The sequence below is a fragment of the Bradyrhizobium sp. LLZ17 genome (assembly GCF_041200145.1).
Lineage (GTDB): Bacteria > Pseudomonadota > Alphaproteobacteria > Rhizobiales > Xanthobacteraceae > Bradyrhizobium.
Genome location: NZ_CP165734.1, coordinates 4293324 through 4314086 on the forward strand (window position 1 = coordinate 4293324; position 20763 = coordinate 4314086).

The 20763-nt window shown below is 63.7% G+C and carries 13 protein-coding genes and 4 pseudogenes; 9 read left to right on the forward strand and 8 right to left on the reverse strand.

Annotated features, from left to right (window positions below; translation table 11 throughout):
• Positions 1–140: 140 nt before the first annotated feature.
• Positions 141–1163, reverse strand: a complete 1023-nt coding sequence (locus tag AB8Z38_RS20705; protein ID WP_369719697.1) for an ABC transporter substrate-binding protein — start codon at positions 1161–1163, stop codon at positions 141–143.
• A 163-nt stretch (positions 1164–1326) separates the two neighbouring features.
• Between AB8Z38_RS20705 and AB8Z38_RS20710 the strand changes: the two genes are divergently transcribed.
• The 3 genes from AB8Z38_RS20710 (at position 1327) to AB8Z38_RS20720 (ending at position 4892) form a co-directional block, all read left to right on the forward strand.
• Complete coding sequence (locus AB8Z38_RS20710; RefSeq protein WP_369719698.1) at positions 1327–2133, forward strand: creatininase family protein; 807 nt, start codon at positions 1327–1329, stop codon at positions 2131–2133.
• A gap of 140 nt (positions 2134–2273) precedes the next feature.
• The gene (locus tag AB8Z38_RS20715; protein WP_369719699.1) at positions 2274–2531 is read left to right on the forward strand and encodes a hypothetical protein; all 258 of its coding nucleotides are present in this window, start codon (positions 2274–2276) and stop codon (positions 2529–2531) included.
• Between the two features lie 396 nt (positions 2532–2927).
• On the forward strand, positions 2928–4892 hold the full coding sequence (locus AB8Z38_RS20720) for a carbohydrate porin (RefSeq protein WP_369719700.1): 1965 nt from the start codon (positions 2928–2930) through the stop codon (positions 4890–4892).
• Positions 4893–4913: 21 nt separating this feature from the next.
• Here AB8Z38_RS20720 and AB8Z38_RS20725 read toward each other — a convergent pair.
• Positions 4914–6988 (reverse strand): annotated as a pseudogene (locus AB8Z38_RS20725) (methyl-accepting chemotaxis protein).
• 232 nt (positions 6989–7220) lie between these two features.
• Between AB8Z38_RS20725 and AB8Z38_RS20730 the strand changes: the two are divergent.
• Positions 7221–8514, forward strand: a pseudogene (locus AB8Z38_RS20730) (hemolysin family protein).
• A gap of 184 nt (positions 8515–8698) precedes the next feature.
• Here the strand turns inward: AB8Z38_RS20730 and AB8Z38_RS20735 are convergent.
• The 3 genes and pseudogenes from AB8Z38_RS20735 to AB8Z38_RS20745 form a co-directional block, all read right to left on the reverse strand.
• A complete protein-coding gene (locus AB8Z38_RS20735; protein WP_369719701.1) occupies positions 8699–8938 on the reverse strand; it encodes a PilZ domain-containing protein in 240 nt (79 codons plus the stop codon).
• Positions 8939–9043: 105 nt separating this feature from the next.
• A pseudogene (locus AB8Z38_RS20740) lies at positions 9044–10667 on the reverse strand (FMN-binding glutamate synthase family protein).
• Positions 10668–11120: 453 nt separating this feature from the next.
• Complete coding sequence (locus AB8Z38_RS20745) at positions 11121–11894, reverse strand: ferredoxin--NADP reductase (protein ID WP_369719702.1); 774 nt, start codon at positions 11892–11894, stop codon at positions 11121–11123.
• Between the two features lie 401 nt (positions 11895–12295).
• Here AB8Z38_RS20745 and AB8Z38_RS20750 point away from each other — a divergent pair, with 401 nt between their 5' ends.
• Positions 12296–13093, forward strand: a complete 798-nt coding sequence (locus tag AB8Z38_RS20750) for a RimK family alpha-L-glutamate ligase (RefSeq protein ID WP_369719703.1) — start codon at positions 12296–12298, stop codon at positions 13091–13093.
• A gap of 213 nt (positions 13094–13306) precedes the next feature.
• Here the strand turns inward: AB8Z38_RS20750 and AB8Z38_RS20755 are convergent.
• Both AB8Z38_RS20755 and AB8Z38_RS20760 read right to left on the reverse strand, forming a co-directional pair.
• Positions 13307–14256: pseudogene (locus AB8Z38_RS20755) on the reverse strand (amino acid ABC transporter substrate-binding protein).
• Between the two features lie 13 nt (positions 14257–14269).
• A complete protein-coding gene (locus AB8Z38_RS20760) occupies positions 14270–15565 on the reverse strand; it encodes a dicarboxylate/amino acid:cation symporter (RefSeq protein WP_369719704.1) in 1296 nt (431 codons plus the stop codon).
• 208 nt (positions 15566–15773) lie between these two features.
• Between AB8Z38_RS20760 and AB8Z38_RS20765 the strand changes: the two genes are divergently transcribed.
• Positions 15774–16775: an NADP-dependent oxidoreductase gene (locus AB8Z38_RS20765; RefSeq protein WP_369719705.1), complete on the forward strand. Its 1002-nt coding sequence runs from the start codon at positions 15774–15776 to the stop codon at positions 16773–16775.
• A 341-nt stretch (positions 16776–17116) separates the two neighbouring features.
• Here the strand turns inward: AB8Z38_RS20765 and AB8Z38_RS20770 are convergent, their stop codons facing one another.
• Positions 17117–17389 (reverse strand): pentapeptide repeat-containing protein, encoded by a 273-nt coding sequence (locus AB8Z38_RS20770; RefSeq protein ID WP_369719706.1) that lies wholly within the window; start codon positions 17387–17389, stop codon positions 17117–17119.
• A 43-nt stretch (positions 17390–17432) separates the two neighbouring features.
• Here AB8Z38_RS20770 and AB8Z38_RS20775 point away from each other — a divergent pair, with 43 nt between their 5' ends.
• The 3 genes from AB8Z38_RS20775 (at position 17433) to AB8Z38_RS20785 (ending at position 20745) form a co-directional block, all read left to right on the forward strand.
• Positions 17433–17792 carry a hypothetical protein gene (locus tag AB8Z38_RS20775; protein ID WP_369719707.1) on the forward strand — a complete coding sequence of 120 codons (360 nt, stop codon included), beginning with the start codon at positions 17433–17435 and terminating at the stop codon, positions 17790–17792.
• Between the two features lie 203 nt (positions 17793–17995).
• Positions 17996–19135, forward strand: a complete 1140-nt coding sequence (locus AB8Z38_RS20780; protein WP_369719708.1) for an FAD-dependent monooxygenase — start codon at positions 17996–17998, stop codon at positions 19133–19135.
• Positions 19132–20745: a benzoate-CoA ligase family protein gene (locus AB8Z38_RS20785; protein WP_369719709.1), complete on the forward strand. Its 1614-nt coding sequence runs from the start codon at positions 19132–19134 to the stop codon at positions 20743–20745. Before AB8Z38_RS20780 ends, AB8Z38_RS20785 begins: the two co-directional genes overlap by 4 nt.
• The last annotated feature ends 18 nt before the right edge of the window (positions 20746–20763 follow it).

Consider the following 20763-nt stretch of genomic DNA (forward strand, 5'->3'; position numbering starts at 1 on the left):
CCGAAGGCGCGGGTGAGGGGGCTCTCGTCCCACGAGAAAGCATAAGCCCTCACCCGGATCGCATCTGACGATGTGATCCGACCTCTCCCTGCGGGAGAGGTGAACTGCGCCGCGACATATCGATCCAGCCGCAGCATGCGTTACGGCTTGCTCGGGCGCAGCTCGACGCCGACGCCCTTGTTGACGAAGCGCAAGGTGTAGGACTTGCGGAAGTCGAGATCGGGCTTGACGACACCGGCCTTCACCATCTTGTCGAAGAAGGAGGTGTAGCGCTCGTCGCTCATCGCGCCGATGCCGTTCCTCAAGGACTCGCCGGAATCGACGATGCCGTATTGCTTCATCTTGGCGACGGAATAGGCGAGCAGCTCGTCGGTCATTTCCGGATTGAGCTTCTTGATCATGGCGTTGCCGGCGGAATTGTCGCCATAGATGTAATTGTACCAGCCGACGATGGAGGCATCGACAAAGCGCTGCACGAGATCGGTTTTCTTCTCGACCATGTCGCGGCGGGTCTCGACCAGGGTCGAATAGGTGTTGAAGCCGTAATCGGCGAGCAGCAGCACGTTAGGCTTGAAGCCGGCCGCCTTCTCGACGGCGAACGGCTCCGACGTCACGTAACCCTGCATCGCGCTCTTGGGATTGGCGATGAAGGGCTGCGGATTGAAATTGTAGGGCCGGACGTTCTTCTCGCTGAAACCATATTCGGACTTGAGCCATTGGAAATAGCTGGTCATGCCCTCCTTGGAGACGAACAGCGTCAGCGGCTTCAAATCTTCGATCTTGCTGACCTTGGCGTCCGGTTGTGTCAGCAGCACCTGCGGATCCTTCTGGAAGATCGCGGCGATCGTCACCACGGGGACGTTGTTGGCGACTGCATCGAACGACATCAGCGTGTTCGCGGCCATGAAGAAATCGATCTTGCCGGCGATCAGCAGCATCCGGTTGTTCTCGTTCGGACCACCCGGAACGATGGTGACGTCGAGGCCGTACTTCTTGTAGGTGCCGTCGGCGACCGCCTGGAAGAAACCGCCGTGCTCGGCCTCGGCGACCCAATTGGTGCCGAAGCTGACCTTGTCCAGGGTCTCGGCGCGCGCCGGGACGACCGAGACGAATACGGCATAAAAGGCAACCGTTAACGCTCGCCAGAGCTGAATGAGGCGCATAATTGGACTCCGTCGATCGCTTCTAGCCGACACCAAACCAACGCGATAAAACCGCAAGACGTTCGGGGACGCGAACCGGCCGGCCCGCGTCCCTCCATAACACCAAAATACGTGACAAATTCGCGCAAAGAAACCTCCAGGGAAAACTTGCAAGGAAAACTTGATGACGCCTTCCCGCGACTGGACCGAGATCCGCTGGGCCGATGCTGGCGCTGCGGACATATCGCGCTGGATCGCGGTGCTGCCGCTGGCCGCGACCGAACAGCATGGGCCGCATCTGCCGCTCGAGACCGACGTGCTGATCGCGGAGGCGTATCTCGCGCGCGTGCGCGAGCTCTTGCCCGAGACCATTCCGGCCAGTTTCCTCCCCGTTGAACCGGTCGGGATTTCCACCGAGCACATCGACTATCCGGGCACGCAGACACTGCCGACCAACGTGGCGCTGGAGAAGTGGACCGCGATCGGCGAGGACATCGCGCGGCTCGGGATGAAGAAGCTCGTCATCATCACCAGCCATGGCGGCAACAGCGCGGCGATGATGCTGGTCGCGCAGGATCTGCGCGCGCATCATAAGCTGTTCGTGGTGACGACATCTTGGTCGCGGCTGTCGGGCGCGGACCAATTATTTCCGGCCGATGAAGTGCGCCACGGCATTCACGGCGGCGCCGTCGAGACCTCGATCATGCTGTCGCGCTATCCCGATCAGGTGCGCATGGATGCGATCGCAGATTTTCCCGCGAGCAGTCTCGCGCTGGAAAAGCAATATCGCTGGCTGTCGACGCAGCGGCCGGCGCCATTCGCCTGGCAGGCGCAGGATCTCAACGCCAGCGGAGCTATCGGCAATGCGACCCTTGCTGTCGCTGACAAAGGCGGGCAACTCATCGAGCACGGCGCGCGCGCCTTCTGCGAGTTGCTTGCGGAGGTCGATAACTTCGACGTGAACAGGCTCGCCAAGGGACCCCTCGGCTAGGCACCATCCATCTGGAATCATTCGGGAATGAGCCGGGATCCGCGGCTGCTGCCAGCCGCTTCGAACCGGTTCGGGCAAGCCTCCGTCCAATGGGGCACGCGGACCACAACGGACCCGCCCTCAACCCGGATGAGTTTCAAATGTCGATCAAGACCAAAATTGCCGCTGTCGCTCTCGCTGCCCTCGCCGTGACCGGCGGCATCGTAACCACGACGTCGCAGGCCGAAGCCAAGCCGATCGGCTGGGCCATCGGTGCCGGCATCGCCACCGCCGCCATCGTCGGCACCGCGGTCGCTGCGAGCAGCCAGCCCTATTATTACGGCTATCACTGTTGCGGCTGGGTCGCCCAGTACAACGCCTTCGGCCAGTACGTCGGCAACGTTCGCACCTGCTATTGATGTGAGAACCTGAGGCCGATCTCACGTGGATCCCGCGTCCGACACGGGCGCCTCATCCACCCCGTGTCGTGCCCCCGACCCCGCCCGGCTGTCCCCCCGGGCGGGGTCAACCGTTTTGGCGACCAGAATTTGTTGCAGTCCCGTCACACAAGGATGCGAACCATCTTCCACGACATTCTGTACTCGTTGCTATTAAGAACCATTCGCAATAAGGTTTGCAGCAAGCGCAGGGGCTTGGGACTAAATCCCCTTGCATCGAGATCATCTCGTCGGATCGGACAATCAGCCGGACCCTGATGACAGGAGCGCCGCGAATCGGCAGGGATGTCGGGGCGGCTGAGGCATATTCGCGTTTGGGGGCGTGCGTTGACGTTGAGAGGGCATCGACACCGGTACTTGCGGACGGCCGCGGCGGTCGCCACGGGCGTGCTGGTGCTGCCGAACCCGAGCCTTGCAGCCGACCTGCCGCTGAAGGCACCGGCGCTGAGGGCGGTCTATGACTGGACCGGCCTCTATATCGGCGCGCATACCGGTTTCACCCGCGGAACGTCCTCGGCGACGTTGACCGATCCCACGGTCGCCACCGACAAAAATGTCTTCACCGGCGCGACCGGCGGCGTGCAGGCCGGTTACAATTGGCGCCTCAACTCGGGCCTGCTGCTTGGTGTCGAAGGCGACATCTCCTTTCCGAACTATTTGCCCTCCAACCACGTGGTGTCGTCGGCGACCACCGCGCTGTCAAGCGCGGAGGAGCGCTGGGATTATGTCGCAACTCTGCGCGCGCGCCTGGGCTACAGCACCGGCGCCTGGCTGTTCTACGCGACCGGCGGCGCGGCCTTTGCCGGCGAACGCTTTCTCTCGACGCCCACCGGTGGCAACGAAGACAAGGTTCTGAACACGCGGTTCGGCTGGGTGGCCGGCGCTGGCGTCGAATACGCGTTCGCACCGCATTGGAGCGCGCGGCTCGAATATCTCTACAGCAAGTTCGAGAACGCCAACGTCACCTTCCCCACGGGCGCGCAATATTCGTCGTCGATGGACTTCCAGAGCCTGCGGATCGGGCTCAATCGCAAGATCGATTGGCCGGGCGTGCCGAGCTACGATCCCAAGAGCTCGTTGGCCAATACCGAATCGGATCGCTGGGAGATTCACGGCCAGGGCACTTATCTGCCGCAGGGGTATCCCTCCTTCCCTGCCCGCTACAGCGGCGCGAACTCCCTGTCGCCTTCGGCGCAGGCCAAGGCGACCTGGAGCAACAGCCTGTTTCTGAACGCGCGGCTGTGGGAGGGCGGTGAGGTCTACTACAATCCGGAGCTGCTTCAGGGATTTGGGCTGAACGATACGGTGGGCGCAGCCGGTTTCCCGAGTGGCGAAGCGCAGAAGTCGAACTTCCCCTACCCGCACTACAACACCTCGCGTCTTTTCCTGCGCCAGACCTTTGGCTTTGGCGGCGAGCAGGAGGAGCTTGCGAGCGGCCAGTTGCAGCTTGCAGAGAAGGTCGACGTCTCCCGCCTCACGCTGCAGGCCGGCAAGTTCGCCGTGACCGACGTGTTCGACGGCAATGCTTACGCCAAGGACACGCGCAAGGATTTCATGAACTGGTCGATATGGGCGCCGGGCGCCTTCGACTATTCCGCCGACAAGGTCGGACTCACCTACGGCGTCACCGCCGAGCTCAACCAGAAGCAATGGGCCGTGCGCGGTGGCTATTTCCTGATGGTCGCGGAATCCAATTCAAATCATTTCGACACCAGGGTGCCGGAGCGCGGTCAATACGTGGTCGAGCTCGAGACGCGCTATTCACTGTTCTCGCAGCCCGGCAAGATCCGAACCATGGGTTGGGTCGACAGCGCCAATATGGGCAGCTTCCGCGAAACGCTGGACAATCCTGCGCTCAACCTCGACATCACGCAGACCCGGCGCGGCCGCATCAAGGTCGGCTATGTCGTCAATCTCGAACAGGCCATCACCGACGATGTCGGACTGTTCGGCCGCTGGAGCTGGAACGACGGCAAGACCGAAACGCTCGCCTTCACGGATATCAACAGCAGCCTGTCCGCCGGGCTGTCGATCAAGGGCGCGAAATGGGGCCGGCCCGACGACGTGATCGGCATCGGCGGCGCAGTCAACGCCATCTCCCAAGACTATCGCGATTTCCTGGCCGCCGGCGGGCTCGGCGTTCTCGTTGGCGATGGTGCCCTCAACTACCGCAAGGAGCGCATCCTCGAGACCTATTACGCCTACGCGCTGAATAAGAATCTGACCCTCACCGCCGACTACCAGCTCATCGTCAACCCCGCCTACAACGCCGACCGCGGGCCGGTGTCGGTGATCTCGGGAAGGCTGCACGGCGAGTTCTGAGCGCGGCCGGCTACCCGCTCCTTACGCGGCCCGGATCGCGTCCAGGAATTTTCCGACCTCGACCTTGAGGCGGCTGCTCTCGCCGGACAGCGACTTTGCTGCCGCGAGCACATGGGAGGACGCCGATCCGGTCTGGCTTGCGCCGCGCTGCACGTCGACGATGCTTGCCGAGACCTGCTGGGTGCCCCGCGCCGCCTGCTGCACGTTGCGGGAGATCTCCCGCGTTGCCGCGCCCTGCTCCTCGACCGCCGAGGCAATCGCCGAGGCGATCTCGGACATGCGGGTGATGGTATCGCCGATCGTCTTGATCGCGCCGACGGAATCGCCGGTCGCCGTCTGGATTCCCGTGATCTGCTGGCTGATCTCGCCGGTGGCCTTGGCGGTCTGCTCGGCGAGCGCCTTGACCTCGGACGCCACCACGGCGAAGCCGCGTCCGGCCTCGCCGGCGCGCGCCGCCTCGATGGTGGCATTGAGCGCGAGCAGATTGGTCTGGGCCGCGATCTGGCTGATGAGTTCGACGACATCGCCGATGCGGCCGGCGGCCTTGGCCAACTCGCCGACATGATCGTTGGTCCGCCCGGCCTGCTGCACCGCTTCGCCGGCGATGCGGGCCGAGTCCTGGACCTGCCGGCTGATCTCGTCGACCGAGGACGCCATTTCCTCGGCGGCCGCGGCAACGGTCTGAACATTGGTGGAGGCCTGTTCGGACGCGGCCGCAACCGTCGCCGTGACCTGCTCCGATTGTTCGGCCGTGCTCGTCAGCGTTCCCGCGGATGTCTCCAGCTCCGAAGATGCCGAGGACACGGTGTTGATGACGTCGCCGATCATGGCTTCGAACTCGCGCGCGATCTGGTCCATGCGCTGGCTGCGCCTGAGCTTTGCCTCAGCCTCGATTGCGGCGGCCTCGTCGGCGGATTTCTGAGCGACGAGAGAGTCCTTGAAGTGCTGGAGCGAGCCCGCGACCTGGCCGATCTCGTCATTGCGGCCGGTTGCGGGAATCTCGACCGTGTGCTGTCCGGCGGCGAGCGCTGCGATCACGTCGGCGATCCGGCTGAGCGGCGTCACCACGCGGCTGCGCAGCATCATGGTCACGCCGCCGAGCGTCCCGAGCAGCGCCAACACCGCCACGCCGGCGAGCGCGAGCATCGCCAGCGCGCCATCGCGCGCGGCGGAGGCGCGGTCAGCCGCTTCCGCCAGCGCGGCGTCACGCACGCCGTAGAACATCTGGATGGCGGGCACGATGACGTTCGCCAGCTCGTCGGCGTTGATGCCATACTTGCCGTCGCTATGGGCCGCGGGCATCTCCTTGTCCACGACGAGCGCTGCTTTGCCGAAATAGGATCCGTCGCCGCCTTCAGCGCGGTGGCAATGCGGGACGGGCTTCCGAGCTGGTCGATGCCGGCCTCGATGCGATCGCGGTCGGCCTCGACACGCCCCTGCATGCGATCCATCAGCGAGAATTCGGCCATGGTGAGCGGTCGATGCGCGCTCAGTGCCGGCGACAACGACGCGGCGCGGCTGCCGGCCGAGACGCGCAGATCCTGTGCGGTTCGCGCCAGGCTCAACAGCGCAGCAAGCGAGGAATCGGCATTGATGACCTCCGCTTCGAGCCGGTTCATGATCGGCTCGATATTGCCGATGACCTCGGCAACGCCGGGCAGGAAGCCCTTGATCACGGCGCTGTCGCGCGCCGCCAGCGGAACGGCCATCGCACGATCTGCCGCCGAATAGATATCCTTGAGCCGCCGCGCGGTACGGTCCAGCTTTTCGATCATCGGTCCGGAATCATTCAGCACCATGAGAGCGCGCCTTGCGCCCTCGAATGCGGCATCGGCCGCCTTCGCCGCCTTCGCGGCAGCTTCGGTCTGGGGCTGCGTCGCAGTCCCCTCCTGAAAGATCGGGGAGATGTAAGGGGCGCGAAGGCTGGCGACCTGTTGGCTCACCATCAGGGTCGCACCAAACGCCTCAACCGTCTTGATCGCGTCGGAGCGGTTCGTGAAAATGCGCGTCTGGGGTACAAGCACCTCGGCGCCAAGGATGACTGCAAATACCGTCACCGTCAGCATCGATAGCGCGAAAAGCTTCCCAATTCGCATTGTGGTCCCCGAATACATGTCTGCAATGCCGGAAAAATAGCGGCTGCGGGCTAAGGCCCCGTTAAGCAAGGGCAGCACCGTAGTTCCGCGGGGCTGTTCGAGAGCTCCGGGGCCGGGCGGAGGTTCCCTGGCATTGCGGGTGCGACAGAATTGGCCGGCAATTGCGCTCCAAATACCTATATCAACGCTTGGTCGCGTCACCAGCGCCACACCCACTTACCTCGGAACATCAATGCTCTCGGTCGAACTCGTCGTCGTCGTCGTCCTGATCGTCATCAACGGCCTCCTGTCCATGTCCGAGCTGGCCGTGGTGTCGTCGCGTCCGGCCCGGCTCTCGATGCTCGCCGCCAAGGGCGTGCGCGGCGCCGAGCGGGCGCTGCGTCTTGCGGCCGATCCCGGCAAATTCCTCTCGACGGTGCAGATCGGGATCACGCTGGTGGGTGTACCTCGGGCGCGTTCTCGGGCGCGACGCTCGGGCAGCGGTTGACGCAATGGCTGCTCGAGCTCGGGCTGTCGGTAGGCATCGCCGACATCGTCGGCGTCGGCATCGTGGTCACGCTGATCACCTATGCGACCCTGATCGTCGGCGAGCTGGTGCCAAAGCAGGTGGCGCTGCGCGATCCCGAAAGCATCGCGGTCAAGGTCGCGCCCGCGCTGGACTGGCTCGCAACGATCTCGCTGCCGCTCGTTTTCCTTCTTGATATTTCAGGCAAGCTGATCCTCGCGCTGCTCGGCAGCGGCGGCAAGGCTGAGGAAAAGGTCTCGGAAGACGAGATCCATCATCTCGTCAGCGAGGCCGAGAACGCCGGCGTGCTCGAGCCCGGCGAGAAGGAGATGATCGCCGGCGTGATGCGGCTCGGCGACCGGCCGGTCGGCGCCCTGATGACCCCGCGCACCGAGGTGGACGAGATCGACCTCAACGATGATCCGGAGACCATTCGCAAGATCATCGCGGAGAGCCCGCATTCGCGCTTTCCCGCTTCAGACGGCGACCGCGACCAGCCGCTCGGCGTGCTCCAAGCCAAGGACCTGCTGGTCGCCTATATGAACGACCGCACGCCCGACCTGCGGCCGCTGGTCCGCGAAGCGCCGAGCATTCCCGCCTCGGCGGATGCGCGCGATGTGCTCGCGATCCTGAGGGCTGCGCCGGTCCATGTCGGGTTCGTTTACGACGAGTACGGCGCCTTCGAAGGCGTGGTCACGGCAGCCGATATTTTGGAATCGATCGTCGGCGCCTTCCATTCCGAGGAAGGGCCGCCGGAGCCGGCTTACGTCAGACGCGCGGACGACTCGCTGCTGGTCTCAGGCTGGATGCCGGTCGACGAATTCGGCGATCTGCTCGGCATCGAACTGCCGCCGCACCGCTATCACACCGTGGCCGGCCTGGCGCTGCAACAATTCAACGCGCTGCCCAATGTCGGCGACGCCTTCGATTTCGGCAGCTGGCATATCGAAGTGGTCGATCTCGACGGCCGGAGGATCGACAAGATCTGGCAAGCCGGCGCAGCGAGGCGGAGGCGGCGTGAGTTGGCGGGCGTTGAAACTCTTCCCTTCTCCCCTTGTGGGAGAAGGTGGCGCGAAGCGCCGGATGAGGGGTCTCTATCCGCTCAATCAATTGATGGTTGGAGTCGCCGAGACAACCCCTCACCCGTCTCGCCGCTACGCGGCGAGCCACCCTCTCCCACAAGCAAGGGGAGAGGGAAAACAGCCTCACCCAAACCTCACCCCAATCCGCTTTTCCTTGCGCCAGACCACGGTGCACGCCAAATGCACTGCGTCGGCCTGAATGACCAGGGTGAAGTGCTCGGGGATGCCGAGCGGGCTGGTGACGTCGAGTGCTGCGCCGGTCTCCGAGAAATTGCGGACCGTGCAATCGATCGCGCCGCCGCCGAACTCGATCGTTCCGGCCTTCAGCACGCGGTGCCTGGATTTGTCGCGTCGTTCGTTCATGGGCCAAGCCTACACCCAAAGTTGAATCAAACGTTTAGCACCAGCCCTGCTCGCAAAGAATTTACGCGGGGCCAACCGGCGTGATCCCAACGCATAGCCGGGCTTTCACGGCGCCGGCTGGAACGTATCCACCTGCGCCATCCGCCAGGCGTCGCGGAAGCGCGGGTCTTCCGTGCCTTCGAGCAGTTCGCCCGGGCGCAGCGACGGATAGAGCTGTGCAAAGGATTTCACCTGAGTCGTCGATGTCCGCTGGCTGAAGTGGATCGGGCGCAGCTGCTGCGGATGTTGCAGACCGGCCGCGGCAATCAGCTCGGTCAACGAGTGCAGCGTGGCGAGATGATAATTGTGCACGCGATCGATCTTGAGCGGCACATAGAGCGCGCGCGCGCGTCGGGTCCTGCGTCGCGACACCGGTCGGGCAGCGGTCGGTGTGGCAGCTCAGCGACTGGATGCAGCCGAGCGAGAACATGAAGCCGCGCGCCGAATTGCACCAGTCGGCGCCGATCGCCATGGCGCGGGCCATGTCGAAGGCGGTGGCGATCTTGCCGGAGGCGCCGAGCTTGATGCGGTCGCGCGCATTGATGCCGATCAGCGCATTGTGGACGAAATTGACGCCCTCGCGCATCGGCATGCCCAGATGATCCATGAACTCCAAAGGCGCGGCGCCGGTGCCGCCCTCATTGCCGTCGACCACGATGAAATCCGGATAGATGCCGGTCTGCAGCATCGCCTTGCAGATCGCCAGGAACTCCCAGGGGTGGCCGATGCAAAGCTTGAACCCGGTCGGCTTGCCGCCGGACAGCCTGCGCATCTCCGCGATGAACTGCATCATCCCGACCGGCGTGGAGAAGGCGCGATGCGAGGCCGGCGAGATGCAGTCCTCGCCCATCGCAACGCCGCGGATCTTCGAGATCTCCTCCGAGACCTTCGCCGCCGGCAGCACGCCGCCATGGCCGGGCTTGGCGCCCTGGCTGATCTTGAGCTCGACCATCTTGATCTGGTCCGTGCTGGCGACGCGTGCGAATGCCTCCGGATCGAACGTGCCGTCGAGATGGCGGCAGCCGAAATAGCCGGAGCCGATCTCCCAGATGATGTCGCCGCCCATCTCCGCGTGGTAGGGGCTAAAGCCGCCCTCGCCGGTATCGTGCGCGAAGCCGCCCATTTTGGCGCCGGCGTTGAGCGCACGCACGGCATTCGGGCTGAGCGCGCCAAAGCTCATGGCGGAAATGTTGAACACCGAGGCGGAATAGGGCTTTGCGCAGTCCGGTCCGCCGATGGTGACCCGAAACTTCTCCTCGGCATGCGCCTGCGGCGACACCGAGTGATGCATCCACTCATAACCCTCGCGGTAGACATCCTCCTGCGTGCCGAACGGCCGCTTGTCGAGCTGCATCTTGGCACGCTGGTAGACCACCGCGCGAATGTCGCGCGAGAACGGCATGCCGTCCTTCTCGCTCTCGAAGAAATACTGCCGCATCTCCGGGCGAATTTCTTCGAGCAGGAAGCGGATGTGCGCCGAGATCGGGTAATTGCGCAGGACCGCGTGGCCCTTCTGCATGAGATCGCGGACGCCCAGAGCCGTCAGGGCGCCGAAGATCACGATCGGGATCAGCAGGACGTCGAATATCTTGCGATCGGCGATGCCGATGCCGATCAGGAGCGCGGTGACGACCGCGCAGATGGTCAGGATGATGAAGCGCGGCGAGAATGGAAGCAGCAGGGTTTCCATGACCCCCTCTTCCGCCAGCGCCAGGCGTTTGGGCGATTGGGCTTTGGGCGATTCTTGCGTTTTGTTGTCGTCGGCCACGATCACATCCTCTCGCCAGCATGGGGCGGCACGATAGGCCCGCGCCTGTCATACGGATATGACGCGGCGTATGTTTCAGGCTAGCGAATTCAGCCGAACCAAATCAATCAGCCCGATGGGCGGATTTTGCAGTGCAGCAGAGGGCGGGGATACGGAAGGTGGTGGCTGCAATCTCAGCCGTCGTCCCGGGCAAGCGCCAGCGCAGACCCGGGATCCATAAGCACAGGAAGGAGTTGCGGGACGAGGCTGGTGGTTACCAACCTTCGCATAACCACGGCCTGTGGTTATGCGTCCCGGATCGGCGCGCTTGTGGCGCGCTTGTCCGGACGCCGGCCGCCCTGGGGCAGACGGTCTGAGGACGAGAAGGCGCGGTCCTTACCGCTCGACGAACGCCTTCTCGATCACGAAATGGCCGGGCCTGTTGCCGGAGCCCTCGATGAAATCGCGGCCCTCGAACATCACCTTCAGCTCTTCGAGCATCCCCGGGCTGCCGCACATCATGACGCGGTCGGTTTCGATGTCGAGCGGACCCTGGCCGATGTCGTTGAAGATCTGCTCGGAGCTGATGAGGTCGGTGATGCGGCCCCGGTTCTTGAACGGCTCGCGGGTCACGGTCGGGTAATAAACCAGCTTGTCCGCGAGCAGCTCGCCGAACAGCTCGTCCTCGCGCAAGGACGCGACCAGCTTCTCGCCATAGGCGAGCTCGGAGACCTGACGGCAGCCATGGACCAGCACGATGGATTCAAACTGCTCGTACACGTCCGGGTCCTTGATCAGGCTCGCGAAGGGGGCGAGGCCGGTGCCGGTCGAGAGCAGCATCAGCCGCTTGCCGGGAATGAGGTTGTCGGTGATGAGCGTGCCGGTCGCCTTGCGGCCAACCAGGATGGTGTCGCCTTCCTTGATCTTCTGCAGGCGCGAGGTGAGCGGACCGTCCTGAACCTTGATCGAGAAGAACTCGAGCTCTTCCTCGTGATTGGCGCTCGCCATGCTGTAGGCGCGCAGCAGCGGCCGGCCCTCGACCTCGAGGCCGATCATCGCGAACTGGCCGTTCTGGAAACGGAAGCCGGAATCGCGGGTGGCGCGGAAGCTGAACAAAGTGTCGGTCCAGTGCTGGACGGACAGAACCTTCTCTCGGTAAAACGCGCTCATGATTTTCGATATTCCGAATAGTTGCGGTTTTGAACAAAGCGTTGCCCTGCCCCTGAAGCGAGGCGAACACCACTTGCCATTGCGGCGGATTCCTCGCGGAGGATTTCCTGACGGAGGATTTCTTGGCTGTGATCTACGCCATTGAAGCCAATAATCAACCTCGTTTCGGATGCAATTGATGCCGATCAAACCGGCATTGCGGTGGAATTGGACGCATTATTCATGAATCTGCTACCAGCCGCGCGCGCAGGGCAATTTCTTTTCCCTGCGGGGCTCGATCGCAGCACTTAATTTCCGTCGCGCTCGCGAGAATTTCATTAAGAATAGCGCTGACTTTCACCCCTGTTTGGCGCCGTTTCCCGCATTTTTTGCGGCTTTTGGCGACGGAATGATGGAAGCATATGGCGAGCAATGAGCGGATCTTCGTCCAGGCCATCAGGCGCTATTGCGCGGACCATGGCATCGCGGTCGATATCCGCGCCGGCGGCTGGCTGATCGCGATGCGCCGCGGCGAGGAGCGTCGCTTTGCCTTCGGCTACGACATCGGCCTCAACAGCGCGATCGCGCACCGCCTTGCCAACGACAAATCGGCGACCGCCGAGGCGCTGTCGCTGGAGTGCGTGCCCTGCGTTCCGCATCAGCTCTTCCTCAACCCGAAGCTGGGCAGGAAGGTTGTCGATGATTCCTGGCGAGAGGCCATGCTTGGGCTGCTTCACGACAATCCGCAAGGCGTGGTGGTCAAGCCGAACGAGGGGACGTCGGGGCGATCCGTGTTCCGGGTGACGAGCGAGGCGGAGCTCGACCACGCGGTCGGCGAGGTGTTTTCGATGAGCGCAGGGCTCGTGATCTCGCCCTATGTCGCGATCGAGGACGAGGTCCGCGTGGTGCTGCTCGATGATGTGCCGCTCGTCGTCTACAGCAAGCAGCGTGGCGCGGATTGGCGGCACAATCTCGATGCCGGCGCCAAGCCGGTGCTGCTGCAGGACGGCGAGGTTCGCGCCGCCTGCGTCAAGATCGCGGTCGATGCTGCCAACGCCATCGGCATCACCTTTTCGTCGATCGATGTGGTTCGCGTTGACGGCGACTGGCGGGTGCTGGAAATCAACTCCGGCGTGATAATGGAGGCGCTGGGGAAGCTGTATCCGGAACTGGTCCAGGCGACGTATGATGCGGCGCTGGATCGGGTGTTTGGGACCTGAGCTGAGCGCCAGGCACTCGCTGCTGTCCCTTCTCCGCTTGTGGGAGAAGGTGGCGCGAAGCGCCGGATGAGGGGTTATTTCCGCGAGTTCAACTGCAAGAGGGTCCCGCGTGGAGAGAACCCCTCACCCGGCTTCGCTATCGCGAAGCCACCCTCTCCCACAAGGGGCGAGGGTGCAGCGAGCTTGGGGCGCGAACGTCGCAGTCAAGACGTTCTAATTATTCGCGCTCGCCGAATCGTCCATTGCCTTGAAGGCTTCTTCCAGTTGCAGCGAGATCGGCACGTTCAGCCGCTCTCCGGTGGGAAGGCGCGCGGTGAACCATTTGTTGTAGAGCGGCACCAAATCGTGGTTGGAGCCGAGCTTGCGGAAGGTTCGCTCGACCACGGCTGTCAATTGCGGTTCGCCCTTGCGGAACATGATGCCGTAGGGATCGTAGGACAGATAGTCGCCCGTCACGCGGAACTTGTCCTGCGCCTTGTGGCGCACGATCAGGCTCGACAGCAGGATGTCATCGGTCGCGAACGCATCCGCCTTGCCGTCCACGACCATCTGGAACGACTGCTCGTGGTCGGCGCCGACGACGATGTTCAGCCCCAGCGACGACTTCTTGTCGGCGGCCTGGATCGCCTGCTCGTTGGTGGTGCCCTTGGTCACCACGATGGTCTTGCCCTTCAGGTCGGCCAGCGCCTGGATGCTCGAGGCCTTCGGCACCATCAGCTTGGTGCCGGCGACGAACATCAGCGGCGAGAACGCGACGCGCTTGCCGCGCTCGGCATTGGCCGTGGTCGAGCCGCATTCGAGATCGATCTTGTTCTGGAGCACCGCGTCGATGCGGTCGTCCGAGGTGACCTTGACATAGTCGATCTTGAGATTGGGATCGTCGACTTCGGCGCCGATCTCCTCGACGATGGCCTCGCAGAGCTCGAGGCTATAGCCGATCGGGCGGCTGGCTTGATCGAGGAAGGAGAACGGCGGCGAGCCTCACGATAGCCGAGCCGCACGGTGTGCGCGTTCTTGATGGCAAGCAGCGTCGGGCTAAGCCCGTCGCTGCCGCCGGTCTGGGCCGACGCGCCGGTGGCCAGCAGGCTCGCCGCCAGCAACAGGCCGCCCCAAACCGGCTTAACCCAACTCGGCTTGCCCCAACTCGGCTTTAAAGGGCGCATCACGCATTCCCCATCAATGGCCGGCCATCGCGGGCACTTCGCCGGGCACCATATCGCCCGGCACGACGTCGCTCGGCCCCATCGCATGTTCGGGCCCGAGCTCGCCTTCCCATTTCGCGACCACGGAGGTCGCGAGCGTGTTGCCGATTACGTTGGTGGCGCTGCGGCCCATGTCGAGGAAGGTGTCGATGCCCATGATCATCAACAGGCCGGCTTCGGGGATGTTGAACTGCGACAGCGTCGAGGCGATCACGACCAGCGAGGCGCGCGGCACGCCGGCGACGCCTTTGGACGTGATCATCAACGTCGCCAGCATCGCAAGCTGCGTCCCGAGCGGCATGTCGATGTGATAGCTCTGCGCGATGAAGATGCTGGCAAAGGTGCAGTACATCATCGTGCCGTCGAGGTTGAAGGAATAACCGAGCGGCAGCACGAAGCTCGAGATTCGCGACGAAGCGCCGAAGCGGTTGAGGCCCTCCAGCGTCTTCGGATAGGCCGCTTCCGAGCTCGCGGTGGAGAACGCGATCATCAGCGGCTCGCGGATCAGCTTCAGCAGATGGCTGTAGCGCGGCCCGATCACGATGAAGCCGACGATGACCAGGATGCCCCAGAGCAGGAACAGCGAGAGATAGAACCCGCCCATGAACACGATCAGCTTCCAGAGCACCAGCAGGCCGTTCTTGGCGACGGTGGCGGTGATGGCGGCCCAGACCGCGAGCGGCGCGAACAGCATCACATAGCTCGTCACCTTGAGCATGATGTGGCCGAGATCGTCGATCAGCGCCAGGATCGGCTTGGAGCGTTCCGGCATCGAGCCCATCGCCACCGAAAAGAACACGGCGAAGATTACGATCTGGAGGATCTCGTTCTGCGCCATCGCATCCGCGATCGAGGTCGGGATCAGATGCGTCAGGAACTTCTCGATGGAGAAGGCGGAGACCGGCAGGCCGGTCGACTGCGCCTTGTCCGGCAACGTGCCGGGGAAGTTGGCGCCGGGCTGGAGCAGATTGACCATGATCAGGCCCAGCATCAGCGAAACGAAAGAGGCGCTGACGAACCAGCCCATGGTCTTGGCGAAGATGCGGCCGAGCTTGGAGCCCGAGCCCATATGGGCGATGCCGCCGACCAGGGTCGCGAATACCAGCGGCGCGATGATCATCTTGATCAGGCGCAGGAAGATCACGGCGACCAGATTGATGGACGAAGCCCAATCGCCTCGCGTATCCGGCAGGAAGTTATAGATCGCCGAGCCCATGATGATGCCGAGCACCATCGCCGCCAAAATGTATTGCGTAAACCTGTTCGACATTAGCGACCCCCACTACACCGGTGGTTCATGATGTCGCAGATATCAAGACGACGCAACACGCTTGGCGTGTGGTCGCGTTGTCCGGATGTTCCCGTTGTGAAACTGGCCGCACCGATCTAGCCTTCATGCAGCGCACAACGAATGCGGCTTGCATCTTTTTCTTGGCTGCGGCTGCATCAATAATCGTCACATTCAGGGAGGCAACGCCATGACCGTCAGCGCCAATCGCCAAATTCTTCTGGTGGAAAAGCCCAGCGGCAAGCTCGGTCCCGAGCACTTCAAGATGGTCGAAGGCGCACGGCCTGAGCCGAAGGACGGCGAGGCCTTGTTGCGCGTTCGCTACATCTCGCTCGATGCCGCCAATCGCGCCTGGATGCACGGTGCGACTTATCGTTCAGCCGTCGAAGCCAACAGCGTGATGGCCGGCGGCGCCATTGCCGAAGTCGTCAGCTCGAAGGCGCCGGGGCTCGCGCCCGGCGACATCGTGTTCGGCGACACCGGCTGGCAGGAGTATGCCGCCGTGCCGGCAAAGCATCTCACAAAAATGCCGAAGCTCGAGCCAATGACGCATCTGCTCAGCGTCTTCGGCATCGCCGGCCTCACCGCCTATTTCGGCCTTCTGGAGATCGGCAAGCCCGAGGAAGGTGAGACCGTGGTGGTTTCGGCGGCGGCAGGCTCGGTCGGCTCTATCGTCGGACAGATCGCCAAGATCAAAGGATGTCGCGTGATCGGCATCGCCGGCGGCGCGGACAAGTGCAACTGGCTGACGTCCGAGCTCGGCTTCGACGCCGCCGTCGACTACAAGGACGGTGCGACCTTCAAGGCGCTGCGCGCGGCCGCGCCAAAAGGCATCGACGTCTATTTCGACAATGTCGGCGGCGAGATTCTGGAAGCGTGCCTGCCGCAGATGAACAATTACGGCCGCATCGCCTGCTGCGGCGCGATCTCGCAATATGACGGCGCGCCGTCGGCGCATGGCCCGCGCGGCGTGCCCGGGCTGATCGTGGTGAAGCGTCTCGTCATGCAGGGCTTCATCGTGATGGACTACATGAAGGAAAGCCAGCGCGCGCTGGCCGATCTCCAGGCCTGGGTCAAATCCGGCAAGCTGAAAGTGCAGGAAGACATCATCGATGGACTGGAGAACACGCCGAAGGCGCTGATCGGATTGCTTGCCGGCGAAAACCGCGGCAAGCGCATGGTCAAGCTCTGAGGACGTAGTTACGTCGCAATTGCGTCGGCATTATCTACTTGCGGTAGAGGCCAAGGCGCCCAAAGATATCGCGCGCGAGGCACTGCTCGCGCTCATTGCGATTGCATCACTTTTCAAAAATCGTCGGCGTGACCGACAGGGCAGGAATTCACCCAGATGTTCAACACGTTGAAACATGTTTCGACGCGCAAAATGTTGCTCGCTGCAACACTCTTCGCAACTGCAACAAGCGCGTTCGCGCAAGCGCCGACCGAGGCTCAGAAGAGCGCCATCCGCTCCGCATGCCGCTCGGACTTCATCGCGCACTGCTCGAGCGTGACGCCCGGTGGTGTGGAGGCGTATCAATGCCTCCACAAGAACATGTCCAGCCTGTCATCGGGATGCCAGACCGCGGTTCGCGCGGTCGAGCCGGCCGCCGCGCCGAAGACCGAAGCTGCGCCGGCCAAATCTGAGCCGGCCAAATCCGAAGCAGCCAAGTCTGAGCCTCCCAAGTCTGAACCCGCAAAGTCTGAACCGGCAAAAACCGAGGCCGCGCCGACTGCGAAGCCGGCCGCCGCGGCGGCTGCGAAAGCCGCCACGCCCAAGCCGCCAAGCGGCGCGCAAGTCTCCGCCATCAAGAGCGCCTGTCGCTCCGATTATCCAAAGGTCTGCGCCGGTGTGCCGCCGGGCGGCGCGCCCGCGCTCGAATGCCTGGAGAAGAACAAGGCGAAGGTGTCGGCGGCCTGCGCAACAGCCGTGAGCGCCGCCTCCGGTGGTGGTGCTGCAGCCGCGGCGCCTGCGGGCGCTGCACCGGCTGCGGCGGCAACGCCGGCCGCAGCCCCTGCCGCGATCGTGCTGCGGCCGTTGCGGCCTCGGGAGGAGCTGTTCATCGTCCGGTCCGCCTGTGGCGGCGACATTCGCGCGCTGTGCGGCGGCGTGGCTCCCGGTGGCGGTCGCATCGTGCAATGCATTGCGAGCAATGCCGCGTCGCTGTCGCCCGGATGCAAGGACGTTCTGGCGCCGTTCGCGGCGCGATAAGACGTCGCGCGATCGCGCTGGTGGTCAAGCCGGCGCGATTTGGCTATGCTTCGCGCGTGACGGTTTCGGGCACACCCTAAGCGGGGGTCCGGGAGCGAGCCTCGGCGCGCCATGCCTTGCCGATAATTCCGCTGGCGCGGGACGCCGGAGCACATTAGTCTACCCCTAGATAGTAAGTATACTGTCAATTAGGGAGGCAGATTTTGCGGATCGCCGTGATCGGCGGGGGGCCCGGCGGGCTCTACTTCGCCTATCTCTGGAAGAAGCGTCACCCCGAGGATCAAGTCGACCTGTTCGAACAGAACCCGGCCGACGCGACCTGGGGCTTTGGCGTGGTGTTCTCCGAGCAGGCCCTGGAATTCCTGCGCGCCGACGACCCCGAGACCGTCGATGCGATCGCGCCGCACATGGAGAGCTGGCAGAACATCACGCTGAGCCTGGACGGCGACAACGTCGCTATCGACGGCGTCGGCTTCTCCTCGATCGGCCGGCTCGAGCTGTTGAAGTTCTTGCAGCAGCGCGCGCTCGATGCCGGCGTCACGTCGCGCTTCGACACGCCAATTCACGCGATCGACCAGCTCAACGGCCATGACCTGATCGTCGCCGCCGACGGCCTGAATTCGCTGGTACGCCGCGCCTATGAGGGCGATTTCGGCACCTCGCTGTCCTACTCCTCCAACAAATTCGTCTGGTACGGCACGTCGAAGCGCTTCGACACGCTGTCGCAGACTTTCGTGAAGACCGATCGCGGCGCCTTCAACGCCCACCACTATCGCTATTCGCCGAACATGAGCACCTTCCTGGTCGAATGCGACCACGCGACCTGGCAGGCCTATGGCTTCGCCTACAAGGACGTCGAGCAGTCCAAGGGCGTCTGCGAGGAGGTGTTTGCCGACACGCTCGGCGGTCACTGCCTGGTCTCGAACAAGTCGGTGTGGCGCAACTTCCCGTGGGTCTGGAACGAGCACTGGTCGTTCAAGAACATGGTGCTGATCGGAGATGCCCTGCACTCGGCGCATTTCTCGATCGGCTCGGGCACGCGGCTCGCGATCGAGGACGCCATCGCGCTGGTCAAGGCGCTGGAATCGGATGCGCATCTGACGACCGCGCTGCATCGCTACCAGGCCGCGCGAAAGCCAGTGGTGCAGAAGCTCGTCAACGCCGCGCGGACCAGCGCCTTCTGGTACGAGCACTTCGCCCAGCACATGCAGCTCGGCCTGATCGACTTTGCCTATAGCTACATCACCCGCTCGGGCCGCATCGACGATGCCCGGCTGCGGGCCATGTCGCCGGCCTTCATGGCGCGCTATGAGGCCGCGAAGAACGGCGAGGACGAGGCATGAGCAGCGAGATTCGCGACCAGGTGCCCGCGGACGGCCCGGGCGCCCGCGAGATCGGCTTCGCCGTTCCGCAAGCCTACAATGCAAGCCGCGTGCTCTTCGACAATCTCGCCAAAGGACATGGCGACAAGCTCGCGCTCATCGGCCCCGCAGGCACGCGCAGCTATGCGGAGCTCTGTACCGACGCTTGCCGCTGGGGCAACGGCCTTGCTTCACTGGGTTTGAAGCGCGGTGACCGCGTGCTGCTGTTTCTCGATGACACCCCGGCCTATCCGGCGGCGTTCTTCGGCGCGGTCCGCGCGGGCTTCGTTCCGCTGCTGATCAACACGCTGACCCCGCCGGATCTGCTGCAATTCTATCTCGCCGATTCCGGCGCGAACGTCGCGGTGGCCGAGTCCGAGTTCTGCGCGCGCTTCAACGCCGAGGCCTGCAATGACACGGGCCTGCGCACGCTGATCGTCGTCAACGGCGAGGTGGGCGAGCACGCCGCGCCGAACGCGATCGGCGCGGCAGACTGGCTTCCACAGTTTCCAACCGCGCTCGCGGAAGCCGATACCCATCGCAACGACATGGCGTTCTGGATGTACTCCTCCGGCTCGACCGGCCGGCCGAAGGGCATCGTGCATCTCCAGCACGACATGGCCTATAGCGAGGCGGCGTTTGCGCAGAACGTGTTGAAGCTGATGCCGGATGACATCTGCTTCTCCGTGCCGAAGATCTTCTTCGCCTATGGTTTCGGCAACTCCGTCACCTTCCCGTTCTCGGCTGGCGCTGCAACGCTGCTGTTGCCGGGACAGCCGAAGCCGGCCTCGATATTTGCCGCGATCGAGCAGTACAAGCCGACCGTCTTCTTCGGACTGCCGACGCTTTATACGTCGCTGACCAAGGCTGACAGTGCGGCCAAGACCGACTTCTCGTCGCTCCGCATGTCGCTGTCCGCGGCTGAAGTGCTCTCGGCCGAGGTGTCCAACGGCTGGAAGGCGCTCACCGGACTCGAAATCGTCGAGGGCCTCGGCTCGACCGAAGTGCTGCACATCTATCTCTCCAACCGCCCCGAACGGAAGAAGCTCGGCGCCGCCGGCCTGCGCGTGCCCGGCTACGAGATCGCACTGAGGGACAAGGACGGCCGCGACGTCGGCGACGACGAGGAAGGCATCTTGTGGGTGCGCGGCGATTCCAACACGCCGCTGTACTGGAACCGGCCGGACAAATCGGCGGAAACGATCCGCGACGGCGGCTGGATCTACACCGGCGACCGCTTCGTCCGCGACAGCGACGGCTTCCACTTCTTCCGCGGCCGCGCCGACGATCTCATCAAGATCTCCGGCCAGTGGGTCTATCCGCTCGAGGTCGAGTTGTGTCTGGCCGACCACCCCGACATCCGCGAATGCGCCGTGTTTGCCGCCGAGCTGCCCGACCGGCGCATGACGCTGAAGGCGGTGGTGGTGATGAACAGCAGGACCGTCGACCAGAGCGAGGCGACGCGGCGGCTCCAGGATTATGTGAAAGGCAAATTGCTGCCCTACAAATATCCGCGCGAGGTGATCTTCATCGACGACCTGCCGAAGACGGGTACGGGGAAGATTGATCGGCAGGCTTTGCTGCGGATGTGAGGAGACGGCCGGCCGCAC

What these genes read in the sequence shown, in the direction of transcription:
- AB8Z38_RS20705 (WP_369719697.1), bottom strand. Translation starts at nt 1,163, where the DNA reads ATGCGCCTCATTCAGCTCTGGCGAGCGTTAACGGTTGCCTTTTATGCC.
- AB8Z38_RS20710 (WP_369719698.1), top strand. Translation starts at nt 1,327, where the DNA reads ATGACGCCTTCCCGCGACTGGACCGAGATCCGCTGGGCCGATGCTGGC.
- AB8Z38_RS20715 (WP_369719699.1), top strand. Translation starts at nt 2,274, where the DNA reads ATGTCGATCAAGACCAAAATTGCCGCTGTCGCTCTCGCTGCCCTCGCC.
- AB8Z38_RS20735 (WP_369719701.1), bottom strand. Translation starts at nt 8,938, where the DNA reads ATGAACGAACGACGCGACAAATCCAGGCACCGCGTGCTGAAGGCCGGA.
- AB8Z38_RS20745 (WP_369719702.1), bottom strand. Translation starts at nt 11,894, where the DNA reads ATGAGCGCGTTTTACCGAGAGAAGGTTCTGTCCGTCCAGCACTGGACC.
- AB8Z38_RS20750 (WP_369719703.1), top strand. Translation starts at nt 12,296, where the DNA reads ATGGCGAGCAATGAGCGGATCTTCGTCCAGGCCATCAGGCGCTATTGC.
- AB8Z38_RS20760 (WP_369719704.1), bottom strand. Translation starts at nt 15,565, where the DNA reads ATGTCGAACAGGTTTACGCAATACATTTTGGCGGCGATGGTGCTCGGC.
- AB8Z38_RS20765 (WP_369719705.1), top strand. Translation starts at nt 15,774, where the DNA reads ATGACCGTCAGCGCCAATCGCCAAATTCTTCTGGTGGAAAAGCCCAGC.
- AB8Z38_RS20770 (WP_369719706.1), bottom strand. Translation starts at nt 17,389, where the DNA reads ATGGCGGAGACTTGCGCGCCGCTTGGCGGCTTGGGCGTGGCGGCTTTC.
- AB8Z38_RS20785 (WP_369719709.1), top strand. Translation starts at nt 19,132, where the DNA reads ATGAGCAGCGAGATTCGCGACCAGGTGCCCGCGGACGGCCCGGGCGCC.